The sequence below is a fragment of the Alcaligenes sp. genome, assembly GCF_050255915.1.
Classification (GTDB): domain Bacteria; phylum Pseudomonadota; class Gammaproteobacteria; order Burkholderiales; family Burkholderiaceae_B; genus Alcaligenes; species Alcaligenes aquatilis.
In genome coordinates, this window is the sequence record NZ_JBFWIQ010000001.1 from 466322 (window position 1) to 478640 (window position 12319).

Sequence of the window (12319 nt, forward strand, 5' to 3'; positions counted from 1 at the left end):
ATATTCTTTCTGTCTGTGATCCGCTCAGAGAGGGTACTTACAGATGCGCCGCTTTCAGACCACTGCGTACTGCGCCTTCCAGCACACCAGGGTAGCCGGTATCGGTCCAGTCGCCCGCCAGACGAATGGCTGGCCACGGCGTTGTGACCCCAGGGCGGCGCAAGCCGGGAATGGCTGCGAAAGTGGCCCGCTTTTCGATAATCAGCTCGCTGGCGCGCACGGCTGGCATGGCGTGCAGATGCTGGGTTTGAGCGCGCACCTGCTCGATAATGGCGGCAATAGCCTGCTCACGATCCAGGGCTTGCAAACGTACCGCGTCGCTGATGACGATCCCTACCAACGTTTCGCCGCTGCCTGGTTTCAAGGCGCTGTGATCAAACAGCCATTGCCCACCGCTGCCGCTGCTATCGTCTAGCATCAACATGGAGTGGGGCAGGTTCCAAGCTTGCTCCAGTTCCAAATACAGGGTGGCGATAGGGATATAGCTAAACGCCTCCAGATCCGCCAACAACTGTTCGCTGGCTGGGCTGCTAGGCAGGCTATGCAGCAGGCGAGCAGCTTGTACGGGAGGACAAGCCACGATGGCTGCATCAAATTGCAGGCCATCAATGTGTACGCCCGATTCTGTTAGCTCCAGCCTTTGTACCCGGTGGCCTAGCTGTAGCTGAATATCGCGCAGGGCGGGTTCGCACCAGAGCTGGCTTAAGTCTGTCAGCGGGATCAAGGTTTGGCTGGCTTGTCGGGGACCGCCCAGGCTGTCGCGCAGGACATGGGCAAACAATTGGGCGCAGGCTTGTTCAATCGGGGTGTTCATGGCGGCCACACACAGCGGTTGCCAGAATAAGCGGATGACATGCTTGTCTTGTTGATGCTGCTCCAGAAGCTGCAACACGGTCAGACCGGCTGGGGTGCGCCATTGTTGTTTCATCAGCCAGCGGCACAAGCGCGCCAGCTTGATTTTTTGCGACCAGCTCAGGCCTTGGGCACCCAGCAGGCCAGTCAATACATGGAAGGGGGCGGGCAGGGGGCGATTGCGTAGGCGGAAATGCCCATCGGCCGAGATCACGTCCAGATCCTTGCGTTCCAGACGGGAAGCTTCGTCCAGGCCAATTTCCCCCATCAAGCCCAGAATGACGGCGTAGGCGCCCAGCATGATGTGCTGGCCGTTATCGGTGTCGCGCCCCAGATTGGGGCTGTGGATACGGCGGGCACGCCCGCCTATATGGCGGGAGGCTTCAAAGACACTGACCTGATGGCCCTGGGTTTTCAGTCGCCAGGCAGCGGCACAACCCGCCCAACCCGCCCCGATAACCGCGACTTTCATCGGCCCAGTTTGCGTTGCAAGCTGCGGCCACCCGATACCCAGGTTTTCCAGGCCAGCCAGAACTTGCGAATGGGCGTCAGCGAAATGCGCTGTTCCAGCACATGCCAGCGATCATTGGCAATTTCCACCAGCAGGGCATGGTAGATGGCTGCCATCAACAGGCCCGGGCGTTGTGCCCGACGGTCAACAGCAGGCAGGGCGCGCATGGCTTGTCGGTACAGGTCCTGAGCACGTTCGGTTTGAAAAGCCATCAAGGCCTCGAAACGGTCCGAGTGCTGCTGGTCCAGAATCTCGTGGGGCGACACCCCAAACTTGTCCAGATCTTCCTGGGGCAAGTAGATGCGACCACGACGGGCGTCATCACCCACATCGCGGATGATATTGGTCAGTTGAAATGCCAGGCCCAGCTTTTGTGCATAGTCGCTGGTCTGTTCTTGGGTTTGACCGAAAATACGCGCCGACAGCAGCCCCACCACGCTGGCGGCGTGCCAACAGTAACGTTCCAGCTCGCTCCAGCTTGGGTAGCGCATCTGGTCCAGATCCATTTCCATGCCGTCGATCACGGCCAGCAACTCGTCCTGTGGCAGACCAAACGCTTCAATATGAGGAGCCAGGGCCTGCATGACCGGGTGATGGGCACGGCCCTCATACAGATCAGCCACCTGTGTGCGCCACCACACCAGCTTCATGCGGGCGACGGACTCTTCGTGAACCTCGTCCACGACATCGTCCACCTCGCGGCAAAACGCGTACAGCGCCGTGATGGCGCGACGGCGCTCAGGCGGCAGAAACAAAAAGGCGTAGTAGAAGCTGGAGCCGCTTTGGGCTGCCTTGTTCTGACAATACTCGTCTGGGCTCATGGACGTTCAGGGTCGGTAAGAGGTACGGCTCAGGCCGCGGGTAATCAGGCGTAGCCAGTCCATGCGGGACAGGGTGGGGCGATGGCTAAAGACATCAAACTTTACCGCTTCCAGGCGTTCCAGAATACGCAGGCCGCCCAGTACCATCATTTTCAATTCCAGGCTGATGCGCCCGGACAGGTGGGAGGACAGCAGCAGTCCGGCTTGCAGGCGCTGACGGGCATCGGTCACCAGCAACTGCATCATTTCCTGCCAGCGTGCATCGGCCTCGGGCTGACGCAGCAACTGCGTGCGGGCCTGGATGTAATCGTCATCCAGATCATATTGGGCCAGCAGGTCTTGCGGGATATAGACACGGTTCTTGTGCCAGTCCAGCGCCACGTCCTGCCAGAAATTAACCAGTTGCAGCCCCGTACAGGTGGAGTCGGCCAGCTCGATCAGCTCTGGGCTGTGAGCTTGGTACAGATGCAGCATCAAGCGGCCAACCGGGTTGGCCGAGCGGGTACAGTAATCCAGCACCTGTGCCATATCGCGATAGCGGTGGGTGGTCACGTCCTGGCGAAACGCAGACAGCAGGTCCAAAAAAGGCTTGAGCGGCAATTGGAAGTTGCTGATGCTGCTGGCCAAAGGGACAAAAATTTCGCTGTGCGGGGTATCGGCCAGGACAGGCTGGTGATATTGCAGTTGTTCTATTCCGGCTTCGAACTGCGCCAGCAGTTCCAGGCGCTCGGCAGCGCTTAAATCGCCTTCATCGGCAATGTCGTCGGCGCTGCGGGCAAAACGATAAATATCGGTGACCGGTCGGCGTAGCCGACGAGGTAGCAGCACAGAGGCGACAGGGAAGTTTTCATAGTGCTCGATAGACATAGTCCGCCAGTATACGGCTTTCGTTTCCACTAGGGCTGGTTTAGACTTTCGTATTGCTTCGGGGAGAACCATGCCACGTCCTATCTCGGCCACCATTCATATTGCGTCACTGCGTCACAATCTCGATATGGTTATTCAGAGCCTGAATAACGCTACGGCTCCATCGGGTGTAAAACGGCCTCATATCTGGGCCGTCATGAAGGCCAATGCTTACGGTCATGACATCGAAAATGCGGTGCGGGCTTTCAGTGCCGCCGAAGGCATGGCGATGCTGGATTTAAAAGAGGCCATACGCTGTCGGGCTGCCGGTTGGACCGGCCCTATCATGTTGCTGGAAGGTTTTTTTCAGCCAGAAGATCTGGAGGTGCTGGCCGAGTTCGGTCTGACCACCGTCATCCATTGCCACGAGCAGCTCAAGATGCTGGAGCAGTGGAAAGGCGGGGTAGCCTTGAATGCCATGGTCAAGCTCAATAGCGGCATGAACCGCCTGGGTTTCAGCGTGGACGATTACCCTGCCGCGTTCGAGCGCGCCCAGCGTCTGCAAAAAGCAGGCAAGCTGGGCACGGTTGGGCGCATGACGCACTTTGCGCGCGCCGATGACAATATCGACGCCACGCTGGAGCAGATTCGCTGCTTTAACCGGATTACCGACGGTTTGCCCGGCCCGGTCAGTGTGTGCAATTCTGCCGCGACCTTAAGCCCCGATCTGGGGGCGTACATGCCCTCCGGCCCGGATCACTGGGTACGTCCCGGTATCTGCCTGTACGGCAGCTCCCCCTTTGCAGAGAGCAGTGCCGATGATTTTGGTTTGCAGCCAGGCATGACGCTGGCTGCAGAAATCATCAGTGTGCGCGGCGTCAAGCAGGGCGAGGGCATTGGTTACGGCCATACCTATCTTGCCGAGCGGGCCATGCGCATTGGCGTGGTGGCTTGCGGCTATGCCGATGGTTACCCGCGCCATGCGGGAACCGGCACCCCTATTACCGTCAATGGTGTACGTACCCGTTTGCTTGGCCGTGTCTCCATGGACATGTTGGCAGTAGACCTGACCCCGGTGCCCGCCGCCGGAGTAGGCAGCCAGGCGGTGTTGTTCGGTCAAGGCGGGCCCAGTGTGGATGAAGTTGCCGCAGCAGCGGGAACCCTGGGCTACGAATTGATTTGTGCGGTCGCGCCACGCGTGCCGCGCTTCATCCAGGATTAACACCCATAAGGCATAGCCATGAAAAATAAATGTGTACTCGTTACCGGTGCTACCAAAGGAATCGGCTGGGCAATCAGCCAAAGGCTGGCCGATGCCGGGGCCCACGTGGTGGGTCTGGCCCGTCACACGGAGAATATTGATTTCCCCGGTTATCTGTACTCCTGCGATTTGAGCAATGCAGGCGAAACCGAGGAAATGCTGCGCGTTATCCGCGAAAAATACCCCGTTGATGCGGTGGTGAACAATGTGGGTATGGTCGCACCCGAGCCCATTGGTCAGGTGGACCTGGGCAACCTCTATCAGGTGTTTGACCTGAATGTGCGTGTGGCGGTGCAAGTGGCCCAGGCGTTCATCCCCTCGATGAAAGCGCGCAAGGAAGGCCGCATCGTCAATATTTGCAGTCGTGTCGTGCACGGCGGTGCCGACCGCACCAGCTATGCCGCGGCCAAAAGTGCTTTGCTGGGTTGTACCCGCACCTGGGCGCTGGAACTGGCCCCTTACGGCATTACCGTCAATGCGGTCTCTCCTGGTCCGATCGAAACCGAATTGTTCCGTGCCAATCATCCCGTCGGCAGCGAAGCCGAACAACGCAGCCTGTCCTCCATTCCCTTGGGGCGGTTTGGGCAGGCCGCGGAAGTGGCTGCGGCGGTTACTTTTCTGCTTAGCGATGAAGCCGCTTATATCACCGGCCAGAATCTGGGCGTGGATGGCGGTGGCAGTCTGGGCGGACGGTAAGGAATTTCTATGGCCACCAGTACTCGTGCGGCCCGTAAGGCCAAAGTTGTATTTGTTTGCACAGAGTGCGGGGCAGATACACCTAAGTGGGCAGGCAAATGTCCTGCCTGTGGGGCGTGGAACAGCTTGCAGGAAACGGTGGAGACACCGGCGGCGGCCAGTGCTCACCGTTTCGCTTCCCTGGCCGGTTCCAGCCCGGTTCAAAGTCTTTCAGAGGTACAGGCACGGGAATTGCCACGTGTGCCTACCGGCATAGGCGAGTTCGATCGTGTCCTGGGCGGAGGGTTGGTGGAAGGGGGCGTCATCCTGATTGGGGGCGATCCCGGAGTCGGTAAGTCGACGTTGCTGCTACAAGCCATGGCAGCCTTGGCCCAGCAAACCAAAGTGCTGTATGTGACGGGCGAAGAGTCCGCCGAACAGGTCGCCTTGCGTGCTCGCCGTCTAGGTGTGCCTACTGAAGGCGTGGATCTGCTGGCTGAAATTCGTCTGGAATCCATCAGCCAGGCTTTGCAGTCGCATCAACCCAGTGTGGTGGTGATCGACTCGATTCAAACCCTGTATTCCGATCAGCTCAGTGCGGCTCCAGGCTCGGTGTCGCAGGTGCGCGAATGTGCAGCCCAGCTCACCCGCTTGGCCAAGCAAAGCGGCACCTCCATGATTTTTATCGGTCACGTCACTAAAGACGGGACGCTGGCCGGGCCACGAGTGCTGGAGCACATCGTGGATACCGTGCTGTATTTCGAGGGCGACACGCATTCGTCCTTTCGCATGGTGCGGGCATTCAAGAACCGCTTTGGCGCGGTCAATGAGCTGGGCGTGTTCGCCATGACGGAAAAGGGTTTGAAAGGGGTCAGCAATCCGTCGGCCCTGTTCTTGTCGCAGCATTCACAGTCGGTCGCCGGTTCCTGCGTCATGGCCACTCAGGAAGGCACACGGCCTTTGCTGGTGGAAATTCAGGCCCTGGTGGATACAGCGCATGTACCTAATCCGCGCCGCTTGTCTGTGGGCCTGGAAAGCTCCCGTTTGGCCATGTTGCTGGCCGTGATGCACCGCCACGCAGGTGTGGTTACGTACGACCAGGACGTGTTTGTTAATGCCGTGGGGGGTGTCAAGATTACTGAGCCAGCCGCCGACCTGGCTGTGCTGCTGGCTATTTTGTCTTCCCTGAATAACCGTCCCTTGCCACGCGGTTTGGTGGTGTTCGGGGAAATTGGCCTGGCCGGTGAAATTCGTCCGGCCCCGCGCGGTCAGGAGCGTTTGCGCGAAGCGGCCAAGCTGGGTTTCAGCATCGCGCTGATTCCCAAGAGCAATGCCCCGCGCCAGGCGATTGAAGGCTTGGAAATCTGGGCGGTAGATCGGGTCGAGGACGCCGTCGATCGTCTGCGCAACCTGTAATTGCCATGTTAAATCTTGAGTTGATCCTGGCTTGTTTGCTGGGAGGTGCGCTTATTGGCTACGCCGGTGGTGTGCTGGGGATAGGCGGCGGTTTGCTGGCCATTCCGCTGCTGGGCCTGATTCTGGACATGGATCAGCAAACCGCTCAGGGGACGGCTCTGATCATGGTGGTGCCAGCGGTGCTGCTGACCGTGCGTCAGTATCATCGCCGCAATCATATTGATTTCCGCCGGGCTGCTCTGGGGGCGGTTTCTTCCATCATCTTTACCTGGCTGGGGGCGCGTCTGGCCTTGGGTATGGATGCGGTCTTGCTGCGTCGCATTTACTCTGTATTTGTGATGGCCATTGCCCTGTATTATTTCGACCAGAGTTTGGGTTTTTCCCGGCGGCGTCGTCGCAGTGACAAGCCGCGTCCGGACCCGGAGTCGTTTGGCCAGCTGTGGTATATCGCGGTAGGCATGATGGCGGGCTTGGCCGGGGGCGTATTTGGTGTGGGCGGTGCGGTGCTGGTAGTGCCTTTTCTGACCAGTCGCATGGGTTATAGCCAGACCGGTGCGCAAGGCTTGGCGCTGTCCATGATTATTCCCGGTACGCTGGTTGCCTTGGCGACCTATGCTTTTCATGGCCAAGCAACCTGGCAGATCGGGATACCGATGGCGATAGGCAGCCTGATGCTGGTGCCGTTTGGTGTGCGTCTGGCCTATCGCCTGCCTGAGAATCGTCTGAAGTTTATTTTTGCCTGCATGCTGGTACTGATCGTGACCTTGTTGCTGGTTCGTGCCTGAGGAGCTGCTGTGAGCACCCATTCCGAAACTGTCTATGCTTTGCCCGGTGGCGGTGCCTTGTTGGCGCCGGCGTTGGCCAATCAACTGGATCTGGAACCGGCGGCCTTGCAACGCTGGTTCGAGGCGGCCTCCTATGGCGATCAGGCCAGCAAAGTCGGGCAGGGCGGCCGTCAGGCTGCCTGGTTTGTGAATGGCCCTTTTGGTCAGGCCGTATTACGTCATTATCGTCGTGGTGGTCTGGTGGCTCGCTTCAATGATTCCGCCTATCTCTGGCAAGGTGCATCCAATACCCGCAGTTGGCGAGAGTTTCAAGTGATGTCTTATTTGCACAACAAGGGTTTGGCTGTTCCCGAGGTGCTGGCAGGGGCGTGGTGGCGACAGGGTTTTTGGTACCGTGCGGCCCTGATAAGCCGGCGGGTGCCCGATGTGCAGCCTTTGACTTTGTGTCTGGATCGCGCCTGCCCTGAGCTAGTGGCGCGCGAGATTGTCCGCATGCACCAATTCGAGGTTTGGCATGCTGACCTGAACGCCTACAATATTTTGCTGGATGCGAATGACAAAGTCTGGCTGATCGATTTTGACCGTGCACGACAGGGGCCTGTCAGCCCCGCCCAGGCGCTGGGTAATGTGCACCGTCTCAGGCGATCTTTGCTCAAAGTGTGTGGGCCGCGTGGCGATAGGTGGTGGCAGCAGATGTTTTCTGCTTACCGTCACCAAACGCAGCGTTAATTACGACTACGGGCTTTAAAAAAGCTTTATCATCTCGCCTTTTGGGTTTTTCGCTTTCGATAGGAAGGGGACTCGTGATGTCTTTTGGGATGAACACACCACAGGTACTCGCCGGCCTGCTGGCCGCTGCTGCCATCATGCCTGTTGCACAGGCACAAAATCAGGTTGTTAACGTTTATAACTGGGCTGAGTACACGGCCCCCGATACCTTGTCTGGCTTTCAGGAAGCAACAGGCATTACCGTGCGTTATGACGTTTACGATAATAACGACACCTTGCAAGCCAAGTTGTTGACGGGCAAATCGGGGTACGACGTGGTGGTTCCTTCCACGCATTATGCTGCGCGTCAGATCGAAGGTGGTTTGTTCCAGAAGCTGGATAAAAGCCAGATCCCCAATTGGTCCAATCTGGACCCGGACATCATGGCCTTGCTGTCGGATGTGGACCCTGGCAACGAGTATCTGATCCCGTGGGGCTACGGCACCAATGGCTTGGGTTACAACGTCACCAAAGTCAAAGAAATCATGGGTGAACAGGTGGACCTGGGCAACTGGGACATGCTGTTCAAACCGGAAAATGCCGAGAAGCTGAAAGGCTGTGGCATTTCTATTCTGGACGAAGCCGCCCAGGTATTTCCCGCCGTGCTGCACTACATTGGCAAAGACCCCAACAGCAGCAACGAAGCGGACTACCGCGAGGCCTTGGATCTGCTCAAGACCATTCGTCCTTACGTGCGTCAGTTCAGCTCCTCGGGATATATCGACGAACTGGCTGCGGGTGATCTGTGCATGGTCTACGGTTTCTCGGGTGATGTGATGATTTCGGCTGACCGTGCGCGTCAGGCGAAAAAACCGTATGCCATCGACTACTACATTCCGCAAGGTGGGGCACCTATCTGGTTCGACACCATGGCTATTCCCAAGGGCGCGAACAATGTGAAAGAGGCCCACGCCTTTATCAATTACATTGAAACACCAGAGGTTCATGCCGCCATTACCAACACCATGTTCTACCCGAACGCCAATAAAGAGGCGCGCAAGTTCGTGGTCAAGGAAGTGGCCGACAACCCCATGATTTACCCCTCGTCTGAAGTCTCCAAGACCTTATTCGTGATCAAACCTCAGCCATTGAAAGTGCAGCGCCTGCAAACGCGCCTGTGGGCTGAACTCAAGTCTGGACGCTAGGCATCATGCAAGATATCCGTACCGGAACCTCGCCCTGGATGGATGGCGAGGATGCTTTTGTGCGTGTGGACGAAGTCGTCAAGATTTTCGGCGACACGGTGGCCGTCCAGTCGGTAAGTCTGGACGTGGCTCGTCACGAGATTTTTGCGCTGCTGGGCAGTTCGGGCAGTGGCAAGTCCACCTTGCTGCGCATGCTGGCAGGGTTTGAGGAGCCGACTTCCGGTCGGATTTACTTGGACAACGAGGACATTACTGACCTGCCGCCTTATCGGAGGCCAGTCAATATGATGTTCCAGTCTTACGCCCTGTTTCCGCACATGTCGGTCGAGGCCAATGTGGCGTTTGGCCTAAAGCAAGAGGGGGTGCCCCGCAATGAGATCCACGAGCGCGTGTTCGAGGCGCTGGACCTGGTGCAGATGGCGGGCTTTTCGCGCCGCAAACCCAATCAGTTGTCGGGTGGGCAACAACAGCGTGTAGCCCTGGCGCGTAGCCTGGTCAAACGCCCCAAACTGCTTTTGCTGGATGAGCCCATGTCGGCTCTGGATAAGCAGATTCGTCAGAAAACGCAGATCGAGCTGGTCAAGATTCTGGAGCGCGTGGGGGTGACCTGCATTATGGTCACTCACGATCAGGAAGAGGCCATGACGATGGCCAACCGGCTGGCGGTGATGTCCGATGGGCAGATCATCCAGTCTGGTACGCCTTACGATGTGTACTCCTTTCCGAATTCGCGCTTTGTGGCGGGCTTTATCGGCTCCACCAATTTGTTCACTGGCGTGGTGACGGTGGACGAGCCGGATCATGTTCACATTGAATGTGAGGAGTTGAACCGGCCCTTGTATGTCAGTCACGGGATCAGCGAACCGCTGGGCATGGACGTCTACGTGTCCGTTCGTCCCGAGCAGATCAAGGTGGGCCGCGAATTGCCCTCGGAGGATACCAACTGGGGCCACGGCATTGTGACCCACGTATCCTGGATGGGCAGTTACACCCGCTATCAGATTCGTCTGGATGCCGGCATGTTGATCGAAGCGCAAATGCCTAGCGGCACCTTGGCTCAACCTGATGCTCCGGGTGTGGATGAAGAAGTCTACGTGTCCTGGTCCGACGATAGCGCAACGGTACTGAGCACATGAAGAACCTGTCCTGGCGCAAACTGCTGCCCACCAGTCGCACGCTGGTGGTCGCGCCCACATTCTTGTGGATGATTCTGTTTCTGCTGGTGCCGTTTTTGCTCGTGCTCAAGATCAGTTTTGCCGATCTTGATTTCGGGGTGCCACCGTATACGCCCTTGGCCCAGTTTGCCGAGGAAAGCATTTCCTTTGTCCTGAACCTGCGCGGCTATATTCTGCTGTTCAGCGACAATCTGTATTTGGCGACCTACGTCAGTTCCCTGAAGATGGCCGCTGTCACCACGATCTTTTGTATTTTGATCGGCTACCCGGTGGCCTACTACATTGCGCGCTCTGCACCGGCTGTGCGTAGCCTGCTCTTGCTGGCGGTGATTTTGCCATTCTGGACCTCCATGCTGCTGCGCGTCTATGCCTGGGTAGGCATTTTGCGCGGCGATGGCCTGCTCAATCAGGTCTTGCTGTGGATAGGCATTATTGATGCGCCTTTGGAAATTTACCGCACCGACCTGGCTGTTTATATCGGTTTGATCTACGCCTATCTGCCGTTTTTCATCCTGCCCTTGTATGCGAATCTGGTCAAATTGGATATGCGCATGCTGGAAGCGGCTTATGATCTGGGCGCCCGTCCCTGGTCGGCGTTCTGGCACATCACTTTTCCCATGTCCATGTCCGGCGTGATTGCTGGTGCCATGCTGGTGTTCATCCCGGCAGTGGGCGAGTACGTGATCCCGGAAATGCTGGGTGGTGCCGATACCTTGATGATGGGCCGCGTCATGTGGACCGAGTTCTTCAATAATGCAGACTGGCCCATGGCCGCTGCCGTGACTTGCGTGATGGTCTTGCTGCTGATCATTCCTTTGATCTTTTTCCAGTACAGCCAGATGCGACAAATGCAAACGCAACGGGGAGGCCGCTGATGACCAAGCCTAATCCCTGGTTGCGTGCCCTGGTCCTGACACTGGGCTTCGGTTTTCTATACATACCGATTCTGTTCCTGATCGTCTTTTCATTTAATGAATCGGCCATCATGACGTCTTGGTCGGGCTTTTCTTTGCGCTGGTACGAATCCCTATTTCAGGACAGGGCCTTGCTCAGTGCTGCCAAGCTGTCTTTTCTGATTGCTGTGTTGACGGCCACCATGGCCACGATTTTGGGCACCTGGGCTGCCTATGTGCTGGCTCGTATGGGCCGCTTCAAGGGGTTTGCGCTGTATATCGGCTTGGTCAGCGCACCGTTGGTCATCCCGGAAGTTGTATTGGGCATTTCCTTGCTGCTCATGTTTGTGGAGCTGAACTCCTTGTTTGGCTGGCCGGAACAGAACGGTATTTTCACGATCTGGATCGGGCACGTGGTGCTGTGTACCTCCTATGCCACTGTAATTCTGCAATCGCGCATGCGTGAGCTGGACCGTTCTCAGGAAGAGGCGGCGCTGGATCTGGGGGCGACTCCCTTACGAGCGTTTTTCCAGGTTGTGTTGCCTTCGATCGTGCCGTCCTTGATGGCGGCCTGGTTGCTGGCTTTTACCTTGTCGCTGGACGATGTGGTGATTGCCTCTTTCCTGTCTGGCCCGGGTTTTACCACCTTGCCGGTGGAAGTTTTTTCGCGTGTCCGTCTGGGGCTCAAGCCCGAGATCAACGCCCTGGCAACCCTGCTGATTTTGGTGATCGGTATTTTTGTGATCGTCGCCAATCGCTTGCAGGTACGCCGCGAGCGTCGCGCCTGATTGATAAGGAGTCTTGCCGTGTTCACGATGTATGGTTTGAAAAACTGCAGCACCTGCCAAAAGGCGATGGCCTGGTTTGAGCAACATGGTCTGTCGTTGACCTTTGTGGATTACCGCGAACATCCCTTGGAAGCGGCCCGTTTGCAACAATGGGCGCAGGAGCTGGGCGGTTGGCCCAAACTGGTCAACCGCGCTTCCATGACCTGGCGTAATCTGCCGGCGGAACGTAAAGAACCGCAGGACGATGCCCAATGGCTGGCCTTGATTGCCGAGTTTCCTGCCCTGGTACGCCGTCCCTTGCTGATTACACCCGAGGGTGAAGTCAGCGTGGGCTTTAACGAAGGCAAATTTGCTGCTCGTTTTCTCAAGTAAACCAAAGGGGG

At 57.6% G+C, this 12319-nt stretch carries 13 protein-coding genes; 10 read left to right on the forward strand and 3 right to left on the reverse strand.

Features of this window, described 5'->3' with window-relative positions; all coding sequences use genetic code 11:
* Positions 1–37 precede the first annotated feature (37 nt).
* The 3 genes from hpnE to hpnC are packed head-to-tail and all read right to left on the reverse strand — an operon-like array spanning position 38 to position 3051.
* Positions 38–1324 carry a hydroxysqualene dehydroxylase HpnE gene (hpnE, locus tag AB7E06_RS02090; RefSeq protein ID WP_249461498.1) on the reverse strand — a complete coding sequence of 429 codons (1287 nt, stop codon included), beginning with the start codon at positions 1322–1324 and terminating at the stop codon, positions 38–40.
* Positions 1321–2184 (reverse strand): presqualene diphosphate synthase HpnD, encoded by an 864-nt coding sequence (gene hpnD, locus AB7E06_RS02095; protein WP_094196019.1) that lies wholly within the window; start codon positions 2182–2184, stop codon positions 1321–1323. Before hpnD ends, hpnE begins: the two co-directional genes overlap by 4 nt.
* A gap of 6 nt (positions 2185–2190) precedes the next feature.
* On the reverse strand, positions 2191–3051 hold the full coding sequence (hpnC, locus tag AB7E06_RS02100) for a squalene synthase HpnC (protein WP_395029498.1): 861 nt from the start codon (positions 3049–3051) through the stop codon (positions 2191–2193).
* A 70-nt stretch (positions 3052–3121) separates the two neighbouring features.
* Here hpnC and alr point away from each other — a divergent pair, with 70 nt between their 5' ends.
* From alr to AB7E06_RS02150, 10 genes are all read left to right on the forward strand, one after another.
* On the forward strand, positions 3122–4252 hold the full coding sequence (gene alr, locus AB7E06_RS02105; RefSeq protein WP_108727889.1) for an alanine racemase: 1131 nt from the start codon (positions 3122–3124) through the stop codon (positions 4250–4252).
* An 18-nt stretch (positions 4253–4270) separates the two neighbouring features.
* Positions 4271–4987 carry an SDR family oxidoreductase gene (locus AB7E06_RS02110; RefSeq protein ID WP_094196022.1) on the forward strand — a complete coding sequence of 239 codons (717 nt, stop codon included), beginning with the start codon at positions 4271–4273 and terminating at the stop codon, positions 4985–4987.
* Between the two features lie 9 nt (positions 4988–4996).
* Positions 4997–6382: a DNA repair protein RadA gene (gene radA / locus AB7E06_RS02115; protein ID WP_094196023.1), complete on the forward strand. Its 1386-nt coding sequence runs from the start codon at positions 4997–4999 to the stop codon at positions 6380–6382.
* A gap of 5 nt (positions 6383–6387) precedes the next feature.
* Positions 6388–7167 carry a sulfite exporter TauE/SafE family protein gene (locus AB7E06_RS02120; RefSeq protein ID WP_108727888.1) on the forward strand — a complete coding sequence of 260 codons (780 nt, stop codon included), beginning with the start codon at positions 6388–6390 and terminating at the stop codon, positions 7165–7167.
* A gap of 9 nt (positions 7168–7176) precedes the next feature.
* Positions 7177–7896: a 3-deoxy-D-manno-octulosonic acid kinase gene (locus AB7E06_RS02125; RefSeq protein ID WP_094196025.1), complete on the forward strand. Its 720-nt coding sequence runs from the start codon at positions 7177–7179 to the stop codon at positions 7894–7896.
* A 77-nt stretch (positions 7897–7973) separates the two neighbouring features.
* Positions 7974–9080, forward strand: a complete 1107-nt coding sequence (locus tag AB7E06_RS02130; protein ID WP_094196026.1) for a polyamine ABC transporter substrate-binding protein — start codon at positions 7974–7976, stop codon at positions 9078–9080.
* 5 nt (positions 9081–9085) lie between these two features.
* A complete protein-coding gene (locus tag AB7E06_RS02135) occupies positions 9086–10216 on the forward strand; it encodes an ABC transporter ATP-binding protein (protein WP_094196027.1) in 1131 nt (376 codons plus the stop codon).
* Positions 10213–11130 carry an ABC transporter permease subunit gene (locus tag AB7E06_RS02140; protein WP_108727887.1) on the forward strand — a complete coding sequence of 306 codons (918 nt, stop codon included), beginning with the start codon at positions 10213–10215 and terminating at the stop codon, positions 11128–11130. The genes AB7E06_RS02135 and AB7E06_RS02140 overlap by 4 nt, the downstream gene beginning before the upstream one ends.
* Positions 11130–11936: an ABC transporter permease subunit gene (locus AB7E06_RS02145; RefSeq protein WP_427954907.1), complete on the forward strand. Its 807-nt coding sequence runs from the start codon at positions 11130–11132 to the stop codon at positions 11934–11936. The genes AB7E06_RS02140 and AB7E06_RS02145 overlap by 1 nt, the downstream gene beginning before the upstream one ends.
* Positions 11937–11963: 27 nt before the next feature.
* Entirely contained in the window at positions 11964–12308 is a 345-nt protein-coding gene (locus AB7E06_RS02150; protein ID WP_427954930.1) for a Spx/MgsR family RNA polymerase-binding regulatory protein, read from the forward strand.
* Positions 12309–12319 lie beyond the last annotated feature (11 nt).